Below are 23,231 nucleotides of genomic sequence, written 5' to 3'. Positions count from 1 at the left end.
ATCGCATTGTAGGCCGAAACGAGAGATATTGCACATTTTACGGGCTATTTTTAAGACGAAACGGGATCGGGCGAACGAACCTGCACAATCAATATCAATACGAATCAAAACGGGCCTGTGGCCTAAGACCGGTACGACGGGAAGATGCCACGAAATAAGAATGCGTTCCAACCATTTGGATGGCTGGAACGCAACTAAAAAAAACTTGGCGATTACGTCAATCAGTTCATGATCGCGAGCACGTCGCGGGCACCGACGATGAGGTAGTCCTCGCCGTTGTAGTGAACTTCGGTGCCGCCGTACTTGGAATAGAGCACCTTGTCCCCGACCTTGACATCCATCGGGATGCGGTTGCCGTTGTCGTCGCGACGACCCGGGCCGACGGCCAGGACTTCACCCTGCTGCGGCTTCTCCTTGGCGTTGTCCGGAATGTAGAGACCAGACGCGGTCTGGGTCTCCGCTTCGGCTTGCTTGACAATAATCTTGTCTTCCAACGGTGTAAGTGAGATCGACACTGTGGACCTCCTCTTTCTTAAGTGAGAGTTGCATTTCCTCGCGCGAGGACACCGCTTTCAGAGGCTGACGATCACTTTCGGCACCGTCCCTTTGCGCTTACGTGTCTATCATAGCGCGAAAATTAGCACTCTGCCAACCCGAGTGCTAACGCTCTGAGTGAAACCTTCACAATTGGGGCGAATAATGTCGAAATTCAGGCGAATATCGGTAAAACAAATTCACTATTGATCATGAAATATGGAAGATGCGTACTTACAGGAACTGACGAACATAAATATGGCTCGTCTTGACAAACCACAAACTTAACAAATCCAGTAGGATTCAGATACGTTCTCAGACGTTTCTGCGTTCCAGAATCTTTTCCAACCCGGTTCCCAGAGAATCCGACGACACTGCCGGAGCTTCAGTATCTGCCGCGACTTCCGAAGCATGGAATTTCTCGGGGTCGCTGGTATAGGTCGGCTTCTCGCCTTTCGCCTTACCATTACGCTGGGCGGCGGCACGTGCACGTCTGGCCATGGCGCGGGCCCGCTTGCGGTTCTTCTTGGAAATCAGGACGCCTGCGGAACCTTCCGCCTGATCGGATTCGGTCTGCGTTTCAGCGGCATGGAAAACCAACGAATTGAAATCCTCGTGCCCATTCTCAGCGGATTGGTCGGCGGTTTTCTTCGTATGTTTCGATGCCGACGATGAGGTGGTTTCCGCGCCTTTTGCAGGCACCTTGGCCTTGGCGACCTGACGGGTAGACTTGATTTCGAGGCTCTTCGGCTCTTCGTTTTTGACTTCCACACCATTGCGCGGCGCACCCAGCGAGAACGAAATGAGATCCTGGTTCGGAGCCAAGTCGACCACGTCCAAAGCCTGTGCCGGATGAACCTGCTTCAGCTCGTTGGTGGCGTCATTCGGCTCAATCCGCTGCTTCTTCACGGCTGCATTCGTCTTGCTGGAAGCGTTAGCGGTGGCATTCTTACGACGGTCAATTGAAGATTTAGCAGCTTTCTTCTTAGCCGAATCGGTGGCTTTATTTGATTGACGCGCAGAAACCGACGACGCTTGCTTCTGAGCCACATTGCGCTTTGCAACGACGTTGCCAGACTTGGTCTCAGTTTTCGTCACGTCAGCAGCTTGTTTGCCAGCAGCCACAGTATTCCGAGACTTCTTGACGGACTGGGCCTCAGCAATCTTCTGATCAGATTCGGCCTGTGGCTGGGTGGCACGACGGCTTTCGATACGTTCTTTTTCGGCCCGAGACTGCTCCACGGCCTTCTTGATTTCCCGCTCGGCCATCAGACCGGTAGGCTGCTCATCGCTGGAAACTGGCTCTACGGAATACTTCGCAGCGACTTGGGCATTGGACGCAGCCGAACCGTTACGCTGAACTTGATGAGCTTTGGCATTCGCGGCACGCTTCACTTTAAGGTTATGCTCCCACGCCCTGGCATGGTTGGCCGTACGCACGCCCAACGCGACGACAACGGCGAGCAATGCGGCAGGAATCAAAGCAAACAGCGCGCTGAATTTCAACGGGAACGAAATCGCAAATACCACAACGGTGATAACCAGCAATGCTGCGGAAATAATGGCACGCCTACGTGCTGCCTCACGACGAAGCTGACGAATATGCGCGACTCTTGCGCGTTCTTTCATGGCTTTCGTAGGTCGTGCAACCGGTGCCTTCGATAGACTCGCGGCAATATTCTTTCGTTCCGATTGCATGACAATCCCTTTCGACAAAGGCTGCCGCCCGTCGCTGAAACGGGTACCGCTGTCGGCATCGACCAGATGCAACGACGGCGAGTACTTGTCTTCGCGATGTTCGACCACCCTTTTCATGCTATCCGCAGTACGCCGCGGCAGCCAGCCAAGTATCAGAATCACGAGAATGACCAGTACAACAACACCGCTCACCCACGCATAATCCATAATCCCAAGAATAGAGAGAGTTAGTGACTTTTTACACCCATGTAATTCGGGGCGTGTCATACGAGCAGACGCTGCGTAAAACCATGCGGTGCGTCCTCAGCGAGCAAACTATACACATCGTGATCACACCACTGGTTATGGATGTACATGCTCTTGAGGCGCGCGCCTTCGTGATGCGCCTGTAGTTTCTCCGCTACCCTACGGGAACGCTGGTTTTCCGGCAACATCGAAATCTCCAGACGATGCAGCCGAGGGCCAGTGGGACTGAACATTGCCCAATCCGCTAGCATCGCTACAGCCAACGGAGCGATGCCGTGACCGGCATGCTGTTGGTCAATCCAGTAACCGATATTGCCGCTTCGCATCGATCCATAGCAGATCGCACCTACGGAAATCTGACCGATAATCGCCATCTGATATTCGATGACGAAAAGCGCCCCGGCACCCGAAGCTTCATCATTTCGCTGCCGCTGCAACCAAGTGTTGAACGTCAGACCAGGACCATGCATCGGATCGTTGGAATCCCACGGCGCAAGCCACGCTGCATTGCGTTGTCTGGTTTCACTCCATCCCGCTTCGTCCTCAGCCGTCATCGGGCGCAGACGAATCTGTATAGCACCCTCAGGAGGCAACAGCTCACTCGGCATGGTGATGGCGTTGGGGTTGGGCGCAAGTGCGTTACGCAGCGATCGAAAGACAGACACAGCTTTATAGTACGCTCGCTCTTGAGCTACTGGCTGGTGCAGCCCCTCTTCTTAGGATTAAAAAGCTTGACAATACCTACTCAAAAAAGAAACCGCCCATCGGTTCCAAACATTACAACAATGCTCAAACTCGATAGACGGATTCAAAATTATTTAACTGGCTGGCTTATACCCTTCGCCGAGCAAGCAAGAAACCTGCGCCTGCCATTAGAAGGAGCAATCCAGCCACAGCAATGGCTGATACCGATGAACCGGTAGTTGCCAACGTGGCCCCGCCCTTGGCCGAGACAGTCACTTTCGACCAACCAATAATCGAACCGTCGGGATCAACCAGTGCGATGGTGTGTGGACCGAAATAGCCGTCCGGTATACGGGCATCGACATAGTAGCCTCGCGCATCCTTCTTCAATTGCAACGCGGTGTTATGCCCATCCGAGGTCAACGCCACCGGATCGGAATAAATGAACGCGTAGATCGTGTAAGGCTGACCAGCATCCACCTTCGCCTTGGCAGCCGGAGTCACATTCATCGTGTAGAAGCGATACGTGGAACCCGCATTGACCGTTGAAGGCACCGACAGCGAGCCCTTGTTGGCAGGGGTCAACTGGGTGAACTTCGGCGCGACCGAAGCCGGAGTCGGAAGCTTGATTGTTGCATTGCCAGAGGTTCCCGCCCCAGAAGAAACAGATTCGCTATTATCCTTTCCATTAAGTGTATATGGCTGATCAATCTGACCCGAGAACTGGACCAGACCATTATTGACAGACGGATCGCCGACCTTGACGTCTTTATCGAAACCGATAGACACCTTGCCAGGGGCGGAAAGACCACTCCATGTCGTCAGACCGGTCTGCGAATCATAGCTGCCGTTTGCAGGCGACAAGTATGAAGGCTGGATATAGTTACCGTTCTCGTCAACCGCCGTACGCACCTGCACGCTCGACTTCACATCTACCGAAGACAAAGCAATCTGCTGATATGTCAGCCCCTTGTTTTTTTGCCCAGCGGAACCATATCCTATTGACGACCACTTCGGACTTCTGAGTTTGCTGACATCCGTGATTGCGTTGCCAGTAAGATTCATCTCGGTTACAGCTGGCAAACCACTCAGCGCATCCACATCGAGAATTTGATTACCGTTAAGATCCAACGAAGTCAAACCAGTCAGATTCTTCAACCCCTGCACATCGGTGAGTTTCGCATTGGAAACCTCCAATGTCTTCAGACTGGTAAGATTCTTAAGAGCGTTTACATTCGTCATCGTTCCATCATGCAGTCGCAGTTCTTCAAGATTCGGGAACCTACCAACTCCAGCAAGACCATCAATATTGGCAAGAGAGGTCGAGACAACCCACAATCTTTTCAGGTTAGTAAGATTCTTTGCCCAATCCATATTGGTTATAGGTGAATAAGGATATGTAATAAGCAAATCTTGCAGATTGGTAAGATCCTTAAACGCAGAAGGATCGCTTATCGGCGTATTCTGCAGCGACAGTGTATTCAAATCCGGGAATCTGCCAACTCCAGCGAGTGCGCCCAGACTCCCCTTTTCGTCTAAATGATTGCCATCCAGCCATAGAGCTCGTAGACTATGCATATCCTTCAGACCATTAAGATTGGTTAAATTGTCAGCGCTCAAATTCAAATCTTTCAGCTTTGGGAATTTACCGACACCGGCAAGGGCATCGAAGTTGTTTATTGTGTAAGTATTTATATCCAGCGACTCCAAGTTGGATAATCCACTCACTGGAGCAATATCCAATGTTCTCGGCTTTATGCTCCGAAGTGAAAGGAACTTGAGGCGACTTAAGCTTCTAATCGGTGCAAGGTCAATGACAGAGCTATCTTGGATTTGAAGGTTTTCAAGTTTGGTAAGGTATTGGACACCTTCAAGGCTGCCCACCGGATATCGGCTGTCCAAATTCAAAACAGTTCCATTCGCACGATTCGATGTGAATGTAGCATTGACATTTGCATTGGGATCGGTGTAACCGCTATACAACCCGCTCGCTACTGCAAGAGCAAGATTATGGTCAGGGAAGCACTGGGCGATTGTGCTCGTATCTACCACACAGCTTGGCGGATCTGCCATCGCCACGGATGGAGCTACCATCCCAAAACCTGCTAGTGCAGCCACCACAGCAGCCAATACACGTCTCTTCTTTATCATTATTTTCTCTTTTCAGCACATCTTTGAAACCGAAATACAACAGTTAAATTTTGCATTACTGCTTAGACATTGCAACAATAACTGTATATTGCAACAAGAAACGTCAGCTTATTGAACCACGGACGATTTTTCATCGTATACGATGAAAATATGAGCGGCAGTACGGAAAACATTGATACGTTGAAACAAAATATGCGGCGTGAGGCCATTGGCAGACGCAAGGAAGTCGGTGAAGACGAGCGGGCAGAGGCGGGCGTGCGATTGGGAGAACTTGCTGCACAGCTGCTGAATGGTCTGTTGAATGGCCAGGAGGGTGAAGATTTCCGCGCGGATATCGGTCCTACTACCAACGAAGTGAATGATGTCGATCATTCCGTGACTATAGACACCAATGATTCGAATGACATTGGTATCAATCTCTCCGTTCCCATCAACACCAACTGGCTAACCACCGCCCTGAAGCCCGGAGACATGGTCGCGGCGTACGTTTCGATGGGGACGGAAGTGTCGACGTTCGGATTGCTCGATGAACTAGACGAGTGTGAGTTGCGAGTGCTGGTGCCGCAACTCGGCAGCGGGCGCGATATCGGTTGGAGCAAATATGGCGGAAAGTCTGGATTACACAAAATGCCGCATACCGCTACGGGCGGACTGAGACCCGCAGAACCCGACGGCAAGACATTGGAGCCCGAAGCCATCGCCGACGCGAAAATCGTCTTTATACCCGCTTTCGCCATCGACCTTGATGGCACTCGGCTCGGGCGCGGTGGCGGTTGGTACGATCAGGTTCTTGGTCTTTGCCGCGCCGATGCGATTAAAATCGGGGTCTGCTGGGACTGGGAATTCATCAATCGTCACGGCGCTGTGCCTCGTGAAGTCCATGATATTCCGGTCAATACAGTGATAACGAATAAGCGAATCATCATATTGCAGTAAAGCTTAAATAATGATGCATTTTATAGGATGTTCCGGCATTGTAAATCATAAAACCGCCTCAAAATTTTCCTGCGCCAAATGTTCGGCACGAAGCTAGTCGCTTCCCCAACAATTCTTCTACTGCACACACAATCCGTTTCTTGTCTTCGACTCAAAGTTCCCTTAACTTCACCGGAAACGAACGGGCGTCAGGGCTGGGACTAGGATATGAACAGTTGACTTGTTGAGTGTTTATTTTCCTGGAGGGGACCGTTGCCTACTTATCATTACCGTTGCAAGAATTGTGGATACGATTTCACCGAGCAGCAGTCATTCTCCGACGACCCCATCACCGTCTGCCCGAAATGCGGCAAGGAGCAGGTGCGCAAGGTCTATTCCGCAGTTCCCATCGAGTTCAAGGGGCACGGTTTCTACCGCACCGACAAAGGCGGTTCGTCGTCTTCGTCGAAAGAATAATTGCGGATAATTGAATTTTAAAAAGGCCGGTAACTTGCTTTTGATGCAGGTGCCGGCTTTCACTTTTCTTGCTTCTTGACCCGCACAGAAACAATAATCCAGACTGCCACTTGATTATTTTGATGTGGATAACTGGTTTTGTTGCTCCACCGCGACACGCCTCAAATGTTGATAAGCCCTATCATCCGACCACAGTACCCGTTTTTGCCTCGGAAATTTTGCGTTTTGGTTCATCATAGAGTCATGGACCTTTTTCATCATACAAACAAAGAAGGCTTAAGCGTCAGGAAACCGACGCTCAAGCAGCGACGCGCCATGCGGCAGACGCGTACCGTGCTGGCCGCTCTATGTGCCGGACTCGCGGTTTTCTTTGCGTTGCAGTCAATCTCCAGCAGCGTTGCGACCAAAACCGCAGTGACCGCGAGCCATGCCATCAAACGCGGGCAGACTATCCGCGCGGACGATCTCAAAACCGTACAAATAGCCGACAGCCCGGCCTTGGCGAATACGTTCAGCACCACCGATGACGCTAAAGGGCTGATTGCGCAGGTGAATATTGAAACCGGCAGCTTGATCGCCCGGCCCATGGCGCGGGCTTCGCCGGTAATCGGGCATGGATTGACCACCATCGGCGTCAAACTCAGTGGGTCGTCAACCGGCTTGATTCCCGGTAACAGGGTCGCGCTTGTCGGCAGCGCGGGATGCAGCGCCGTGCCAAATCCACCAGCTCAAAGCTCCGCTGCAAAACAACAGCCTGCAGCCAACCCTACAGCAAATCTCTCTGATGAAAGCGGTGCAGAAGAGGAAGCGGCACAAGGACAGAGTGAGGCCAGTGAGAGCGGAGGCGAGACGGACGACAATGCCGAAGTACCAGGCGAGGAGATGCCCACGCAATCGGATGGACAGACCTGCATGCTGGTCAAACTCGCGACTGTCACCGGCAATCCACATCGCGATGATGGTGGCAATGTCACCACGCAATTTGCCATGCCGCCGCAGGACGCTGCGCGCATCATGGCGGTGCAGGAGCGCATGCCGATTATGGCCGCCAAATTCTAAAAGACGGAAATCAGGCGCATGGAACCGAGTAAACGCGACTTCGAAGTGATAATAAAAAGGGTGACGGCTTGCTATCACCATCACCCTTTTGCCGATATCCTCACGAATCTTGAACGTTACTTGTCCCGTTCGCTGAAAATGCCCCAATGCGGAGGCAGTTCGCGCAGGATACGGTTGTCATCGTCATGCTGCTTGCTGCCCTTCGGACGGCGGTCTTCCGGGTCGAGTTCTACGCCATCAACATCGAAGCGTTCACTGCCTTTGCGCACCACACGCTTGTGGGTACGCGACGAACGGCGATTAGGGTCATAGGACAGAGCCATCAACGGACCTCTTGATAGAGATCGCTGATACGGCTGACGATTCGATCGACTTCCTTATCAGGGTTGACGAACGCGGCCACGCTCCAGACCGTCATCACCGACCAACCAAGTGTTGCCAAATCCTGCATCAGTACACGATGACGTTTGCGGGTGGACTGGATGCCCATGAACTGGGCATCATCGGTCATCACCGCGAGGGCGAACGGCTTGTCTTTCAGACCGACGACCAGAGGAATAGAGGCTCCACCATCGAAACCGTAATTGGCGGCCACCCTGAGCCCACGCGCACGGATGCGGTCTGCCAGATCGTTGAACAGGACGTTGTCGCCCTTCAGCGACACCGAAGGACGCACCACTTCCTTGCCTAGGCCCTCGGCCCATTTGAGCATGACCTTTAAAAGTTTCGGGCCTGGCTGGTGGAGGCGATCGTCTTCCATGTCGGCAGAGCCGAAAGCGGAGATGATATCGACGTTGCGATCGGCCAAGGCAAGAGCATCAAGCAGCTTGCCGTCGCCGCCCTCCCCTTCCACGGAGCCGAACTGCTGGAGCAGGCGTCCGTGCGAGGTCTTGGCAAAGCACAGCGAAAGGATGACGTCGGTGGCACACACCCCGGCGACCTCATCGAGGTCCACCAGACGCACGTGGCGAAGGAAGCGGCCCATGGCCTCGTCCTTCAGGGAAAGCGACTTTAATTCGGCGCCGAGCCTCGTGCGGAAGACCGGGGTCAACGTGACTACGGCGAGCAGATAGCCGGTCGGCACGACGGTAAAAGCCGCAGCGCGTTGCTTGATGATGGCGATGACCTCGTCGATCTCCTGCTGGCTGCTTTCCACCAATCCCGTGGAAAGCACCGGCACACCATTGGCCTCAACCCTGTGGAAACGCACCCTGCCCTGTACCGATTCTGTGGCCACGTCCCTGCGGGCGTTGCCATAACCTTGCGCGGAAAGGAAAAGTGAAAGACGTGGGTCACGGCAAACCGGCCGAGAATCGACAGTGACCTTTGGCAACAACGCGGTCAAGGCGTTCAACGATTCAGAAGTAATCGTGGCCTTATGGGCAATGACCACAACGCGCCTGGCACGGCTCAGAACACTCAGCAATTCAAGCGAAGGAATATGTGAAGCGGCATCGATGATGGCCACATCAGCCAGAGGCTGCGGGTCGCTCAACACGGCAAGGGTGAAGGGGGTGGCCATGATGACAGGCTTCGCCGCAGCAAGAATCTGCGGATATTCACGGGTGATATGGCTCAGCGGCATATGCGCGTTGCTCGCCAGCAACGTGTGCAACTGGTTGGCCTCCTGCGTGTGCGAGAAAAGCATATCGCAAAGGTGGCGCATCGACTCCTGCTCAAGCATCGGCCCAACAGAATTGACGTGGTCGATGTCGACCTGAACGAACCGGTCGGCAGCAGATTGCAATGCGGAGCCGTCCTGATTGGAAATAATCGCCGAGGAACGAACGATGTCTTCGAAAACGGTCGTCCACCAAGAAAGCTGAAGCTCCCCTTCCACGGCATCCACAGCCACGCGACGGGTACGCATGTCTTCAATCAGCCCGTCAAGCCCGACGGAATGGAACTCGCGTTCCAGTCCGGCACGGCCAGGCAGGGTATCCAGCGCCTTGCGGTCGGTATAAAGCGCCTTGAGCCTGGCCTCAAGCCGGGCCAAATCGACGCTTTGCAGGTCGCCGCCTTCGACGGTGGTGGCCAGCACCGCATCGAGCGCGGTGATGTCGCGCATCAGGGCTTCCTGCGTTTCCACGATAGCGTCGAGTTTGGGCGGAAGCACCGGCCAGCCGCCGTGAGGTACGATCTCATGCCATTGCTCGGACTGCTTGTCCACAACCTGCAACGCTTCGTGCAGGTCTTCCACCTGAGAACCGGCACGCAACAGGCTCTTGGCCTCCTTGACATGACGACGGCGTTCCCAGAAGCCCATGCTCGTCCCCTCGGCCTTACGCTGGGCCTTGGGTTTGCTGGCTTCGATCATCGCCTCGATGTCACGCTCGAAAATCTCGGGCTGGAAAACGTCGAGGACGCGGCGCAGGTTCTTCAATACGGTGACCTGACGGCCCCACTCCTGCACCGTCGACGGCACCGGGAAACCACAGGTTTCGGCGACAGACGCCACCTGATCGCGCGTGGCGGGAAGAAGGCGCTGCAGCAGGTTCTCAACCTTCTGATAGGCGTTGACCGCCTCGCTTTGGGTGAACAGTGAGGCACCATACCACGGTGTGGTTTGCGGGCCGACGGTGAATTCACCGTATTCGCCGGCCTTGCGAAGCTTCTTGATCCACTCGTCCATATGCGGGGCGATAGCCCTTGCGGATTCGTTGGAAAGCCGGACATGCGTGGCCGGATGGGTAGGCATGGCGGAGATGCTGGCAAGATTCTGGATGGTCTGGTAAGCGGAGACACCCCATTCCTTGCTCACACCGTGCAAATCGCCAAGGTAGCGTGTCAGACGCGAGCGCACTCCGACAAGCTCATCGGAGACCTGGTCGAAACGGGCGACGGAAGCGCCAGGCTGGAAACCAACGGCTGCGATCAGCTCCTGATCGATCTGCCGGGCGGCCTTCGAATCAGCCATATCAATCACGCGGCTGCCCATATGGCAGGCATCCATTTCGTGGGTGAAACGCTTCTTCTGCCCTGCTACTCCCGGCACGTAAAGCACGGTCCGCCCCGACGAAATGCAGCGGGAGGCGATAGACGCGGCAATCTGTGCGGTATCGTTGCCAGAAGCGTCATCCAAGAACAGCGAATGGCCTTGCGCCGCCATATTCGCGGCATAGCGCACGACGTTATCGACGTCCTCAGCCTCGTGCTCACTGTGGGGATCGGCATCGAAGGGGCTGTAGCTCGGAAGTTTCGAGTCCTTCAACGCATTGATGGCGTCCTTGTTACCGGCCAGCGCGTCAAGGGCCGCATTGCCGCTGGGCTTGCTTGCCAGAGAATCGATGATATGACGACTTTCGGCGAGCATCTTGGTGGCCGGGTCCATGAAGCAACCCAGGATGATGTTGCGCTCGATGTCGAAATCGGCAATGGTCGGCTTGACCTCGTCGGTGATGGCAGTAAACACGGAAGACGTGTCGGGCGTGCCGCTGGCATAGTTCCTGCCGTCGAAGAGGGCGGCTTCATCGATATCGATATGCTGTTCGTGCATGGCCGTTGTGAACGCAGGGTTGAGGCTGACGTGCCCGGTGAAACGGATGATGGCATCGGTTTCGCGGCCATCCGGTTTGCGGTGCACTTCGACCGGGTACAGCAGGACGGGAACCGAATTGCCCTTCCACGTGGCCACGCCCACCACCAGGGAAAGCTCGGCGACTCCGGCGGACCTCGTTTTGACGGCTTTGTCGTCGAGAACGCGTTCAAGCCTGCGGCCGGCGGCACGGAGCATCCCGGCGTCGCGGAACATGGAATCAAGGCTGGTGTGCCCGCTGGCGAAAAGCTGCGCGATACCGGACGGATGAGCATGGGTGAGGTCGAGTTGCGCGGTGAGCTGCCCGACGTCTTCCAAAGGCGAAGGAACAAGTCCGTTGCGATAACTGTCGTACCATTTGCGCATCCGTTGGATGCCGTTCATTGTCTGGTTCGTCTCGCTCATTGGTTACGTCCCTCCCCGACCTTATTACGATACTCGATATATCCCGAATTCTGCGAAAGCGCGGTGTCGATGTCATCGTTGCCTACCGCCGAAAGCCACGCATACAAATCGTCATACAACGAAGGGTTCATCGCCAGGAACGGCAGAAGTTCAGGATGCTTTGCCATTTCGAACTGGAGAGAGAAGTCCGTGGTTTGCTTGGCTTCCTGCGAGCTCATGCCGTCCACTTCAACTTCGGGCTCCGGCTGGTTGAATTCGCCGTTCGACACCTTTTCAAACACCGAGCCGGGTTCGAAACTCGGTTTGAAGGTCTGCTCTGCACCGAACGCGCCGTTAGCGGCAGCCGAAACGGCGGAAACCGTTGAAGTATCCGCGACCTGTGTTATCGGTGGCATGAATTTGTTGCGTTCCCGGGAAGCATTGCTGCCTGCCGCATCGTTTTGCGGATCCTGCGAACCGCCCAAATTCAAACCGGGACGGTCGCCACCGCCACCGCTGCCTTGGTTGGGATTTTCATCCATGGCGACGAATACTGGAGCGCCTTGATTTCCAAAAGTCTGGCCAGGAGCAGCGGAACCATTCTTAGCATTGGCCATTCGAGGATTGAACTGACCTGCCGAAACGCTGCCATTGACGCCTGCATTGACGTTGACATTATTATTGACGCCATTCGCATTGGCCTGCGGTTGCATTGCTGCGGGTGAACCCATCGGCTGTTGCGCGTGTGAAGCATTCTGGGGGTTTTGCCCGTTGCTCTGACGAGAAGGCAACGACACCTGCTGAGCCTGCGGCTTTGCTTGTGACGGTCTGCTTTGACTTTCGGCAGGGGCAGAAGCACCAGTCGTTGCCGACTTTGTCGTCTTCTTGGCGGCAATGCCTGGCTGAGCGGCTTTCACTTCGGCTTCGCCCTGCATGGCGTCTTTGAACAAATCGCGCGCTTTGGCCTCCTCAACCTGCGGTTCAGGGGTCACAACGTTGAGCGAAATCTGGTCAATAGTATGGTCGGCCTGCGGGTTTTCTCGTTTCTTGTCAGTTTCGGCGACAACTGGCGACGCACTTTCATCCGTACTCTTGCTTGCGCTGCCATCGGCGTTCTTAGCCGCCTGTTCATCGGGATTTTGAGGATTGCCACTAGCACTATCATCCGCTGGAGAGGAAACGGAAGCCGAGGCTTCGATACGACTGGCCACATCCGCGGCGCTGAAAGCCGTGGTCGGCTCGCCGGCGCGCAGATTCAAAATGTCGTCGACGGACATTTCGTTCAGGTCCGGCTCGATATCGGCACTTTCACCGCCGCTTACCGCATAGTCGAACAAATCCGTGATCTTGCGGCCGACTTCATCACTTTCATCGACATCAACACGCACAAAATCAACGGGAACGTCGCCGAACTGCAATCGCATCGGCGAATCCGGAAAAATGAAATCCTTATTTGGCGTAAGCGGGCGCAAACCTTTTTTCTCGACTACGTACGAGCCGTTCGTGGAATTGAGATCGGTAACCGACGCCCCACCATTGGAAGCGACGCTAAACAGCGCGTGACGCTTCGACATGGAACGCGTATCGTCGTCAATCTCCAAACGGTGATGCCCGTCATCGCTCAGCGGACGCAAAGGCCTGCGGCCAATCTCAACGTTTTCGCCGGGACCGACATCGACTTTCGTGGAGCCATTGACTTTGATGACCCAATGTTTTGTCGTTCGCGGATCAGACACCTTGCGGCCTCCCCATATACACTTTTGCTCATGCTAATCTCATTGTGCCATCATTTTCTTGGAATCTACAGAAAAACGACAGACATTGACAACACTCACGCATGAGCCTGCCCTTGCTTTTGCTTTCAAAGACAAGCTTTAGATACTACGATAGCCGACAAAATGAACAAACCCTGCGAGCGGAGATTCCGCACACAGGGTTTGCAACAATGTATCAAAAACTTTCAGCTGCTTGCGATTTCACACCGCAGCCGCCTTAAGCTTTCAAGAAGGAAAGAACTACTTGAGTTCGACGGAACCGCCGGCCTCTTCGATCTCAGCCTTGGCCTTCTCGGCGTCATCCTTCTTGGCCTTCTCGAGGATGGTGGTAGGAGCACCGTCGACGAGCGCCTTGGCGTCAGCCAGGCCCTTGCCGGTGATGTTCTTGACGGCCTTGATGACCTGAATCTTCTTGTCGCCAAAGGAGGAGAGAACGACGTCGAACTCGGTCTTCTCTTCTTCGCCAGCGCCTGCACCAGCGACAGGAGCGGCAGCAACGGCAACGGCCGGGGCGGAAGCCTCGACGTCGAACTCGTCCTCGAACTTCTTGACGAAGTCGGAGAGTTCAACCAGGGTCATTTCCTTGAACGCATCGAGGAGCTCATCGCTTGAGAGCTTAGCCATAATGGCTTCCTTTCAATCATGATGACGAATATTTTGTTTGGTTCCGCCATCTAAATTCTTAAATATTTTTAATTATTCACTGCAACTGCCTGAAATTTACGCGGCCGGAACCGCGCGGAAATCAAGCGGCCTTTTCCTGCTTTTCGCGCAGGGCGTCGAACGTACGCACAGCCTTGGTAGGCAGAGCGACGAACGTGCGAGCGGCCTTGGACATGGAGCCCTTGAGGTCGCCTGCCATCCTGGAGAGCAGGGTTTCGCGAGATTCGAGGCTCGCGAGTTTCATGAAGCCTTCGGCGTCGTACATGGTTCCGTCTGCGAAACCACCCTTGATGACGAGGGCCTTGTTTTTCTTGGCGAAGTCACGCAGGACCTTCGCAGCCTCGACGTAATCACCCTTCACGAAGGTGATTGCCGACGGGCCGGATAGTGCTTCATCGAAGCCCTCGTACCCAGCCTCTTTGGCAGCGATGCGAGCGAGCGTGTTCTTAGCCACTGAGTAGGAAGTATCGCGGCCTAGCTTTTCGCGCAGATCGGAAATCTGCGGAACGGTAAGCCCGCGGTACTCGGTAAGGTAAACCGCATCGGCGTTACGGAATTGATCCGTAAGCTCGGCGATCACCGCTTCCTTTTCGGGCCTTTTCATGGCGTTCCTTCCTGAGTCGACCATTGATTGGGAAATTCGGAACGTTTAGCGTTTATGGACACTTTGTTGCGTTGCTGCAAAATTTGCAGGCTTACAAAAAATGCCCTGCACATAGGCAGAGCACCATACCGGCCGCTTACGCGACCCACCTCGTAAAAAGCTTATGACATTCAACCTATGTTGGCTTGGCGAACCAAACTTCGAGAGGCTTGCACCTCTAACCAACAGTCTGTGGTTTACAGATGAACAGTATACGGACGCCGCCCGACCGCGCGACACGCGCACGCGCCAATCAGTGCAAAAGCACCAAAAAGGCACCGAAATAGCGCTTTTCTCACTGATTGTGGGCCCCACTGAGGAGAAAAGCACCTTTTTACGGCGATTTTGGTGCTTTTCCCACTGATTCGGGATTCCGTCGAGGAGAAAAGCACCATTTCAGGACGATTTTGGTGCTTTTTGCACGGGATCTCGGCAACGCTGCAACCAAAAGCACGAAAAACAGAGCAAAAACGTGCTTTTCGTCGCGCTCACGATGAAGCTGCGACGAAAAGCACGAAATCAGCGAATCAGACGGCCAACAATCAAAGCACGGCCTGCAGAGCGAAGTCGAGGATGAAGAGGGCGGTGACAATCCACATCACCGGATGGACTTCCTTGGCTTTGCCCTTGCAAATCTTGACGAGACAGTACATGATGAAGCCCGCGGCGATGCCGTAGGAGATCGAGTAGGAAAGCGCCATGAACACCGAGGCGAAGAGAGCCGGAATGGCTTCGCCGAGGTCGCCCCAGTCGACTTCCTTCAGGCTAGAGGCCATCATGCAACCGACCACGACCAGAACACCAGCGGTCGCAGCGGACGGAATAGCGGAGACCAACGGCGAGAGGAACATCGAGATGATGAAGCAGACGGCTACCGTCACCGAAGTGAGGCCAGTGCGCCCGCCCGCGGCGATGCCGGCCGAGGACTCGACGTAAGTGGTGACGTTGGAGGTGCCGAACAGGCCGCCGACGGAGGTGGCAATGGAGTCGGCGAAGAGCGTTTTATCCATCTTGGAGCTGAAGCCGTGGCCGTTGACCATGTTCTTGATATCGGCGTCGGAGAAGATGCCGGTTTTGCGGCCAGTGCCCACGAGCGTACCGATGGTGTCGAACATATCGGACATCGAGAAGGCGAAGATGGTGACGATGACCAGCGGCAGGCGTCCGAGATTGCCGAACAATGACGGGAAGCCTTTCGGGCTGAAGATCGCGAGGAAGGTGGTGGGAAGCTGGGAGAAGGTCTGGCTGATGGACATCGAGTTGCTCATATTGGTGATGCCGAACGGGATGCCGATAATGGCCGCGGCGATGATGGAGATCAAGAGGCCTCCGCGAACATTGAGCAGCGTAAGCACGATGGCGATGGCCAGGCCGATGAGGAAGACCCACAGCTCAGGATTGTTGAGCGCGGAAAGACCCGGGGTGGCGTGAATCGGTCCGCCCTTGGCCGCGGCTTTCGGATCGCCGGGAGTAAAGGAAATGAAGCCGACGTTCAACATGCCGACATACATCACAAACAGGCCGATGCCGCCGCCGATGGCGTGCTGCAGGGATTCGGGGATGCAGGCGATGATGAGCTTGCGGATGGAGGTGACGGTGACCACGATATTGATCAGGCCGCACAGGAATGTCATACACAGCGTTTCCTGCCAAGTGAACCCTAGCCCGGCGCAAACGGTATAGGCAAAGAACGCGTTCAAACCCATACTTGCTGACTGCGCGTAAGGCACGTTGGCGAAAAGTCCCATGACCAGCGTTCCGGCGACGGAAGCGATGATGGTGGCAAGGAATACAGCGCCCCACGGCATGCCGGTGGTGCTCAGGACTTGCGGATTGACGACGATGATATAGCTCATCGCGAAGAAGGTGGTGATACCCGCCGTGATTTCAGTGGATACGTTGGTGTGATTTTCTTTGAGATGGAAGAACCTGTCCATCGTTCTCTCTTCCTTGGTTTGAGCATCGCCAAGTCAGATTGCAGAAAAGGGGCGGTCGGCACTTAACGCGTTTCAACACGCCAAGACCGACGAACTTCACTAGCTGCTGATGAATGATTCGACGATACGGAGGTTGCTGCGACTCGCCCGCGTTCCCACGGACACCACGAATATAACACCCGTCATAGCCATACATTTTCCTAGTGTGTTCGCTGTCTTTTGTACTAAAAATCATTGCATTAAAAGGCAATAAAATTGCATTTCCAAAACATAAAGGGACCCATGCCGACGAATCGGCACAGGTCCCTTTGGAACCGTAAGCTAGCCAGGCCATAATCTCACCGGACTGTAAATCCGACCAGATTATGATCTATCCGGCGCTAGCAGGCTTCCAGACGCACAGCGCCCGGAATGTGGCCCAACGCCTCGTCACGCCACGAATCGGCGTAAGGACCGTAGATGGACCTTACCGTCGACCCGACAGGCAACGAAGGGCACTCGTTTTCGCCGTTCGTTCCCCAGTTGACCCATCCAGACTGCGGACGCTGAACGATCTGGAAGGCCGAAGACGGCGAGGAGGTCAGCCAGATCATGCACTGCCCCGTTTCGGTATTGAATTCGGCGCTATACTGCGCAGGACCGGCGAAAATCGTCTGGTCATCGACTTGGGAGACGTTGACGGGCGCCTCCGGGAACTGCCAGACGCGATCCTCCTTATCCGCCACGACGTGGGCGACCGAACGCACATGCCCGAGGTGCTCGTTGAGCGAATCCTCGTCAAGCGCATGCTCCCAGTAGGAGAACAGGCGCCAATAAAGGTCCCAATGGGCATTTTCCAGATCCCGGTTCAAGAGCTTCTGGAAATAGCCGAAGCGCTCATTGCCCGGTTCGTCGGACGAAATGGTGCGCTTGACCTCCTGCTTGAGCAGTTCGGCATACGGGTCGCCACTTCGGTACGGCGTACGGTTGAAGGAATCGAAGCGATCGAACGCGAGCGCGTTCTGGCCGCCTTCGAATTCATCGCCGACAGTGATCCGGTCGGTGACGCTTCTGCCGTTGACTTGCGTCTGGAAATGGTCGACGTGGTAGACACGATCGAAGCAATCCGCTCCGGCGTAGAACGTGAAGTCAATGGCAAACGACTTGCCTTTGAGTTCCGGCAGCAGCCCGTCCGGAATCCGGCCGGAAAGGCGGTACCTGCGTACTATCGGGCCGACTTCCACTGCCGTAACGTCGGCGACGACATGTTCGGGAGGATTGATCAGGCCGTTGTCCGGAGTGAAGAACGGCCCGTAGAACCCTCCTATCGCATTGTTGCCACTGGCCAGAAGGTCGAAGTTCTGCGCGAGCGAGCTGAAATGGCGTATACCCCATTTCGAGGCCCCTTCGCCCTTACCGGTTCCCCGGCACAATTCGAGATCGAAATAGCCAGTATTCAGCCGGCAAATCGCATCACGTTCCCGGGTATCCGGCACTTCGGTGATAACCGGTCCGTCAACGGAATCGGCATCGACCGGGGTGTCTTCGAACTGCACAGACTGCCCGTCGCGCACAGTGAAGACACCGATATATACCGATGCGTCACCCGTGCTCTGCGAGGCGATACGCTGGGCGACAAACGTCTGCCCGTCATCGCTCGTCCCGCGTATCAGCGGCGAGATCCATGAGGCTGGAAGCTCTATGGTAACCGGCTGGAGGCGCGACGCTCCTTTCTCCGTATTGCGGACGGTAAATTTCTTGGTTTGAGTATTCATCGAATGTGATTCCTCACTCGCTAGCTAACTCTGGCTTTTTCTTGAACAGGTTCAGGGAGAACGAGTTCTGCTTCAATCCATCGATCAGCACCGCGATGATGATGACGACGCCCTTGATAAGCTGCTGCGTGAAGAACGGGACATCCATAAGCACCAAGCCGGTGGTGAGTACGCCAAAGATAATGGCACCGACAAGGGTACCAGGAATCTTTCCTTTACCACCCGCCATTGCGGTACCACCAAGAATGGTGGCTGCGATCGCATCCATCTCATAGCCCGTGCCTGCAGTGGGCTGTGCGGAAACCACACGTGCCGCGAAGATGCAGCCTGCCAGGCCGGCGCAGATGCCGGAGATGACATAGACGGCCAACAGAACGCCTTTGACGTTGATACCGGCCAGACGTGCCGCTTCCGGATTGCCACCGACAGCGTAAACGTGGGAGCCGAAACGGGTCTTGTCAAGCAGGATCCACATCAAAATATAAACGATTATCATGATGATAAACGGAATCGGGATATGGAAAATGTATCCGTTTCCGATGGCGCGGAACGACAGACCGTTGTTGACGATCGGCAAGCCGCCGGTAATCGTGTAGGCCAGACCTCTGAGGAAGGTCATCGTACCCAATGTCACGATGAACGCCGTCAGATTGCAGTACGCGATCAGGAATCCATTGACGAGACCCGCGATGGCGCCTACGAGCACGCCGACCAACACAGCCAGCACAGGATTCATACCGTTGCCGGTGGCCAGGACGGAGACACAACCGCTGACCGCCACTATGGAACCGACGGACAAATCGATGCCGGCGGTGATGATGACGAACGTCATGCCTGCCGCGAGGATCGCGTTGATGGAAATTGAACGGGCCACGTTGAACAGATTGCTGAGCGTGCCGAAGTTCGGGGCCTTGATCAGCATGAAGACGATCAGGACCAGGAGAACGAAGGGCATGCCCACTTTCTCCCAGATTCCCGCGAAATCAACCTTTGAATTATTTTTTACTTTCATTCTTGTTCCTTGAAATTCGAGCCGGACACCGCGACGCTACCGCGCGCCGCAATGTCTCATTTCGATTGAGCCTTCGATACACCCGTGGCGTACGACATGACCTGCTCTTCCGTTGCCGAAGCGGCGGGAAGATCGGCGGAAATCATGCCTTGCCTCACGACGAGAATCCGGTCGCTGATACCCAGCACCTCAGGCAGGTCGGAGGAGATGACCAGAATGGCCTTCCCCTTGGCGGCCTGGGCGTTGATCAGCTCATAGATCTCCTGTTTGGCGCCAACGTCAACACCGCGGGTGGGCTCGTCGAGCAACAGAACGTCCGAATTGCGAAGCATCCAGCGCGCGAAGATGGCCTTCTGCTGATTGCCGCCGGACAGATTGCTGATAGGCAGGCGAATCAGGCGGTCGGCGATGTTCACCGATTTCATTTCCGTTTTCACCGCGCCGCGAAGCTTGTGCTTCTCGATCAGGTGGAAACGTTGGAACTTATCGAGCGAGGAAATCGAGATGTTATCTTCGACGCTGCGCACCGAGAAGATGCTCTGCGTTTTGCGGCTCTCCGGCAGATAGGCAATGCCATGGCCGATGGCCTGCTTCGGGGATTTGAACGTCATTTCCTTGTCGTTCAGATAAATCTTGCCCGAATCAAGCGGATCGGCACCGATGATGGCTCTGGCGATTTCCGTTCTGCCCGCCCCGACCAAGCCGGACATGCCGACCACTTCGCCGGCGTGCAGGGTGAATGACACCGGTTCGTCGACGCCGGGAAGCTTGAGGTCCTCAATGCGCAACACAGCCTTTCCGGGGTTGCGCACAGGGTGCTCGTAAAGCTTCTCGACCTTACGGCCAACCATCTTGGCGACGACGGCGTTCTGATCGGCATGCTCCATGTCCGTGGTCATGACCGTCTGGCCATCGCGCAGAACCGTGATGCGATCCGCAAGACGCCAGACCTCTTCCATACGGTGGGAGATGTAGATCAGGCCGGTGCCGCGTTTACGAAGACCTTCGACCAAAGTGAACAGCTGTTCGGACTCACGCTTCGAAAGTGAAGCGGTGGGCTCGTCCAGGATCAGCACCCTCGCCTTTTGCGCCAGGGCCTTGGCGATTTCGACCATCTGCTGCTCGCCGGTCCCCAAATCGCCAAGCTTGGCACGGGGATCGATGTCGGCATCGATGACCTTGAGCTTTTGCACCGCATCGTCGTTGATCTTTTTCTTGTCGATCAGGCCGGTATGCGTTTTAGGCTCGTTTCCCAAGGCCATGTTCTGGGCAACCGTCATCGTCGGAACCACGTTGAGCTCCTGATGGATGATGGCGATGCCCAGATCTGAGGCGGCTTTCGGGGTGTCGATTTCGACGGGCTTGCCATCGATGAATATTCCCCCGGAGTTCATCTTCAGATTACCCGAAAGAATATTCATCAATGTCGATTTGCCTGCGCCATTTTCGCCCATCAGCGCCAGAACTTCATGGTCATAAAGGTTTAGGCTAACATGGTCGAGAACTGTCACACCCGAAAAGCTCTTAACGATATCCTTGAGCTCCAGCAGTGGTGAACGTTTCGAATCCATAATCACCATCCCTTGTACTCGCTGACGTTATCGCGGGTGACCATCTTGCTGGGGATGAGGATGGTCGTCTTCTTGGGCTTCTTGCCCTTGGCGGTATCCTGGCCGAACTTGACCGCCTGGCGAACCATTTCGGCGGGGTTCTGCGTCGCGGTGCCGATGAACGAGGAACCGGAACGCTTCAGCTCGTCCACAGCCTGCGGGCTGCCGTCAACGCCGGTGACGATGATCTGCTTCTGACGGCCGGCCTGCTCAACCGCGAGGGAAGCGCCGAGAGCCGAAGGATCGTTCATACCGAAGATGCCTTGCACATCCTTGTTTGCAGTCAACATATCAGTGGTGACGGAAAGACCTGTTGCGCGATCGTTCTTGGAAGCCTGCTGGCCCACGACCTTGACGCCAGGATACTTCTTCAACGCCGTCTTGCAGCCCTTGATACGGTCGGTGATGGTTTGAATCGGAGTGCCGTCGACGATGAGGATGTTGCCTTTGCCGCCGAGTTTCTCGGAAAGATAGGTGCAGGAAAGGTTGCCTGCCTGTACGCCGTTTGTGGTGATGATCGCGTCCGCGCCCTTGGCCGGGGTATCGACGGCCACGACGATGATGCCGGCGTTGCGGGCACGCTCGATGGCGGGCTTCAGTCCGGATTCATCGACCGCGGAGACGATGATCAGATCGACTTTCTGCTCGATGAAAGCGGAAATCTGATTGTCCTGGTTGGCCAGATCAAGCTGGGCGTCCTGGACGTTGAGCTTGGCACCGATCTTCTTCGCCTGAATCTTGGCTTCCTTCTGCATGGACGAGAAGAACGGGTTAGACATATCCTGCACCATCAGACCAATGCTCTTGATCTCCTTGGGCGTGGAATTCGCCGTCTTGTCTTCGTCGCCGTTGTCGCAGCCTGCCAGCAGCATGGTGGCGGCCAAAAGCGCAGCGCATGCCACGGTGAGTTTATTCTTGATCTTCATTGATATTCCTTTTTTCTCTATAACGACTGTTTGCTACTTTGCACCATCGGATTGGTGGTATGAACAGCCGCACGACTCTCGTACTTTGAGGGTCGCTTCAAATGATTCATGAATTGATTGCTTATGCGCCGGTTCCCCGGTCTTGTCTTCCGCCTCCTTTCTTGACTCGATGAGATCCAACAAGAGTTGCGCAGACCTAGCGCCGATGCCATGGCTGTCTTCTGCGACAAGCGTGATTTTCGGCGAAAGCAGGTCCGACCAGGCGAAATCATCGAACGCGACCAAAGGCATGTCGTCGGGAACGCGGAGGTTCCGGTGGTTCAACGCCTTCAGCACGCCGAGAAGGATGGGGTTGTTGGCCGCGATCGTGACGTCGGGATGGTAGGAACTGGTGGCGAGGAAATCCTCATAGGCCTTGCACGCGTCGCGCTGGTCGTTGGGACATTCCAAAACGTTTATTTCCGCTCCGCAAGCCTTTGCGGCCGCGCGCAATCCGCTTTCACGGACGAAACGGCTGTTCCATACGCCCGGATAGATGGCCAAGAGCCAGCGCTGGTAATGATGGAAGGCGAGGTGCTCCCCCAGCATCGCCGAAGCGGCCGCGTTATCGGTGGCGACATAGGAAAAATCGCTTTTCCCGTCCCCTGGCACCGAGTCCACGAAGACGACGGGAACTTTCCAATCCAGAAGCTGTTGCCTGCTGGCATCGCTCAAGCCCAGGGTGGAAATGATGCCGCCCGGACGATTCTCGAGAACCTGCTGCAAGAGCATCGTCTCGTTGGATTCGCTGTATTTGCCGTTGACGGCCATATCAGCGATCAGCAGGCTTTCATCTTTGTCTTGGAATACGCTTTCGATACCGCTTATCAAGTCAAGATAGTAAGGATTGGAAGTCTCGGCGGTCAGCAGGGTCACCGAATGGTGCACGCCTTTGCGCAGATCACGGGCATTGGCGTTGGGGATATAGCCATGGCGTTCGGCGGCTTCCAGCACGATGGCACGGGTCTTTTTCGACACACCGCTCAATCCGTTGATAGCACGGGAAACCGTGTATATCGACAGATTCAGTTCATCGGCTATGTCGGTGAGCGTCACTCCATAATGCTTCTTCATTGAAATCCTAAACGTTTATGTTTATTGCTAATTTCAAATATACTACTTTCCGTATCCCTCGTCAAATCAGAAGGTTTTGTCTTGCAAAGTGAACCCAGGAAACCAGCTTCAACTT

General features: G+C 55.0%; 18 protein-coding genes. 3 read left to right on the top strand and 15 right to left on the bottom strand.

The window, feature by feature from the left end:
• Positions 1-221 precede the first annotated feature (221 nt).
• The 4 genes from groES to OZX62_RS02270 all read right to left on the bottom strand — a co-directional run bounded on the left by groES (position 222) and on the right by OZX62_RS02270 (position 5,313).
• Positions 222-515, bottom strand: coding sequence for a co-chaperone GroES (gene groES, locus OZX62_RS02285; protein WP_277176436.1), 294 nt, complete (start codon positions 513-515; stop codon positions 222-224).
• A 334-nt stretch (positions 516-849) separates the two neighbouring features.
• Positions 850-2,424, bottom strand: coding sequence for a hypothetical protein (locus OZX62_RS02280; protein ID WP_277176434.1), 1,575 nt, complete (start codon positions 2,422-2,424; stop codon positions 850-852).
• Positions 2,425-2,495: 71 nt separating this feature from the next.
• On the bottom strand, positions 2,496-3,086 hold the full coding sequence (locus OZX62_RS02275; RefSeq protein ID WP_277176999.1) for a GNAT family protein: 591 nt from the start codon (positions 3,084-3,086) through the stop codon (positions 2,496-2,498).
• A gap of 223 nt (positions 3,087-3,309) precedes the next feature.
• Entirely contained in the window at positions 3,310-5,313 is a 2,004-nt protein-coding gene (locus OZX62_RS02270; protein ID WP_277176433.1) for an Ig-like domain-containing protein, read from the bottom strand.
• Positions 5,314-5,463: 150 nt separating this feature from the next.
• Here OZX62_RS02270 and OZX62_RS02265 point away from each other — a divergent pair, with 150 nt between their 5' ends.
• The 3 genes from OZX62_RS02265 (at position 5,464) to OZX62_RS02255 (ending at position 7,764) form a co-directional block, all read left to right on the top strand.
• Positions 5,464-6,249: a 5-formyltetrahydrofolate cyclo-ligase gene (locus tag OZX62_RS02265; protein WP_277176432.1), complete on the top strand. Its 786-nt coding sequence runs from the start codon at positions 5,464-5,466 to the stop codon at positions 6,247-6,249.
• A 252-nt stretch (positions 6,250-6,501) separates the two neighbouring features.
• The gene (locus OZX62_RS02260) at positions 6,502-6,705 is read left to right on the top strand and encodes an FmdB family zinc ribbon protein (protein ID WP_277176431.1); all 204 of its coding nucleotides are present in this window, start codon (positions 6,502-6,504) and stop codon (positions 6,703-6,705) included.
• 243 nt (positions 6,706-6,948) lie between these two features.
• Complete coding sequence (locus OZX62_RS02255; RefSeq protein ID WP_277176430.1) at positions 6,949-7,764, top strand: SAF domain-containing protein; 816 nt, start codon at positions 6,949-6,951, stop codon at positions 7,762-7,764.
• Positions 7,765-7,880: 116 nt separating this feature from the next.
• Here OZX62_RS02255 and OZX62_RS02250 read toward each other — a convergent pair whose 3' ends face one another.
• From OZX62_RS02250 to OZX62_RS02200, 11 genes are all read right to left on the bottom strand, one after another.
• Positions 7,881-8,087: a hypothetical protein gene (locus OZX62_RS02250; protein WP_277176429.1), complete on the bottom strand. Its 207-nt coding sequence runs from the start codon at positions 8,085-8,087 to the stop codon at positions 7,881-7,883.
• On the bottom strand, positions 8,087-11,704 hold the full coding sequence (locus tag OZX62_RS02245) for a helicase (RefSeq protein WP_277176428.1): 3,618 nt from the start codon (positions 11,702-11,704) through the stop codon (positions 8,087-8,089). Before OZX62_RS02245 ends, OZX62_RS02250 begins: the two co-directional genes overlap by 1 nt.
• Entirely contained in the window at positions 11,701-13,419 is a 1,719-nt protein-coding gene (locus tag OZX62_RS02240) for an FHA domain-containing protein (protein ID WP_277176427.1), read from the bottom strand. The genes OZX62_RS02245 and OZX62_RS02240 overlap by 4 nt, the downstream gene beginning before the upstream one ends.
• 279 nt (positions 13,420-13,698) lie before the next feature.
• Positions 13,699-14,082, bottom strand: coding sequence for a 50S ribosomal protein L7/L12 (rplL, locus tag OZX62_RS02235; protein ID WP_277176425.1), 384 nt, complete (start codon positions 14,080-14,082; stop codon positions 13,699-13,701).
• A gap of 121 nt (positions 14,083-14,203) precedes the next feature.
• Complete coding sequence (gene rplJ, locus OZX62_RS02230) at positions 14,204-14,725, bottom strand: 50S ribosomal protein L10 (protein ID WP_277158785.1); 522 nt, start codon at positions 14,723-14,725, stop codon at positions 14,204-14,206.
• Positions 14,726-15,306: 581 nt separating this feature from the next.
• The gene (locus tag OZX62_RS02225; protein WP_277176424.1) at positions 15,307-16,701 is read right to left on the bottom strand and encodes an NCS2 family permease; all 1,395 of its coding nucleotides are present in this window, start codon (positions 16,699-16,701) and stop codon (positions 15,307-15,309) included.
• A gap of 380 nt (positions 16,702-17,081) precedes the next feature.
• Positions 17,082-18,455, bottom strand: a complete 1,374-nt coding sequence (locus OZX62_RS02220) for a hypothetical protein (protein WP_277176423.1) — start codon at positions 18,453-18,455, stop codon at positions 17,082-17,084.
• 13 nt (positions 18,456-18,468) lie between these two features.
• Entirely contained in the window at positions 18,469-19,467 is a 999-nt protein-coding gene (locus OZX62_RS02215; protein WP_277176422.1) for an ABC transporter permease, read from the bottom strand.
• A 56-nt stretch (positions 19,468-19,523) separates the two neighbouring features.
• Complete coding sequence (locus OZX62_RS02210; RefSeq protein WP_277176421.1) at positions 19,524-21,038, bottom strand: sugar ABC transporter ATP-binding protein; 1,515 nt, start codon at positions 21,036-21,038, stop codon at positions 19,524-19,526.
• A gap of 2 nt (positions 21,039-21,040) precedes the next feature.
• Positions 21,041-22,003, bottom strand: coding sequence for an ABC transporter substrate-binding protein (locus tag OZX62_RS02205; protein WP_277176420.1), 963 nt, complete (start codon positions 22,001-22,003; stop codon positions 21,041-21,043).
• Positions 22,004-22,036: 33 nt separating this feature from the next.
• Positions 22,037-23,116: a LacI family DNA-binding transcriptional regulator gene (locus OZX62_RS02200; protein ID WP_277176419.1), complete on the bottom strand. Its 1,080-nt coding sequence runs from the start codon at positions 23,114-23,116 to the stop codon at positions 22,037-22,039.
• Positions 23,117-23,231: the final 115 nt, after the last annotated feature.

This window comes from Bifidobacterium sp. ESL0690, from assembly GCF_029392315.1.
Classification (GTDB): domain Bacteria; phylum Actinomycetota; class Actinomycetes; order Actinomycetales; family Bifidobacteriaceae; genus Bifidobacterium.
This window is presented reverse-complemented; position numbering and strand designations above follow the sequence as displayed.

What these genes read in the sequence shown, in the direction of transcription:
- OZX62_RS02275 (WP_277176999.1), bottom strand. Translation starts at nt 3,086, where the DNA reads ATGCCGAGTGAGCTGTTGCCTCCTGAGGGTGCTATACAGATTCGTCTG.
- OZX62_RS02270 (WP_277176433.1), bottom strand. Translation starts at nt 5,313, where the DNA reads ATGATAAAGAAGAGACGTGTATTGGCTGCTGTGGTGGCTGCACTAGCA.
- OZX62_RS02265 (WP_277176432.1), top strand. Translation starts at nt 5,464, where the DNA reads ATGAGCGGCAGTACGGAAAACATTGATACGTTGAAACAAAATATGCGG.
- OZX62_RS02255 (WP_277176430.1), top strand. Translation starts at nt 6,949, where the DNA reads ATGGACCTTTTTCATCATACAAACAAAGAAGGCTTAAGCGTCAGGAAA.
- OZX62_RS02250 (WP_277176429.1), bottom strand. Translation starts at nt 8,087, where the DNA reads ATGGCTCTGTCCTATGACCCTAATCGCCGTTCGTCGCGTACCCACAAG.
- OZX62_RS02245 (WP_277176428.1), bottom strand. Translation starts at nt 11,704, where the DNA reads ATGAGCGAGACGAACCAGACAATGAACGGCATCCAACGGATGCGCAAA.
- rplL (WP_277176425.1), bottom strand. Translation starts at nt 14,082, where the DNA reads ATGGCTAAGCTCTCAAGCGATGAGCTCCTCGATGCGTTCAAGGAAATG.
- rplJ (WP_277158785.1), bottom strand. Translation starts at nt 14,725, where the DNA reads ATGAAAAGGCCCGAAAAGGAAGCGGTGATCGCCGAGCTTACGGATCAA.
- OZX62_RS02225 (WP_277176424.1), bottom strand. Translation starts at nt 16,701, where the DNA reads ATGGACAGGTTCTTCCATCTCAAAGAAAATCACACCAACGTATCCACT.
- OZX62_RS02220 (WP_277176423.1), bottom strand. Translation starts at nt 18,455, where the DNA reads ATGAATACTCAAACCAAGAAATTTACCGTCCGCAATACGGAGAAAGGA.
- OZX62_RS02215 (WP_277176422.1), bottom strand. Translation starts at nt 19,467, where the DNA reads ATGAAAGTAAAAAATAATTCAAAGGTTGATTTCGCGGGAATCTGGGAG.
- OZX62_RS02210 (WP_277176421.1), bottom strand. Translation starts at nt 21,038, where the DNA reads ATGGATTCGAAACGTTCACCACTGCTGGAGCTCAAGGATATCGTTAAG.
- OZX62_RS02205 (WP_277176420.1), bottom strand. Translation starts at nt 22,003, where the DNA reads ATGAAGATCAAGAATAAACTCACCGTGGCATGCGCTGCGCTTTTGGCC.
- OZX62_RS02200 (WP_277176419.1), bottom strand. Translation starts at nt 23,116, where the DNA reads ATGAAGAAGCATTATGGAGTGACGCTCACCGACATAGCCGATGAACTG.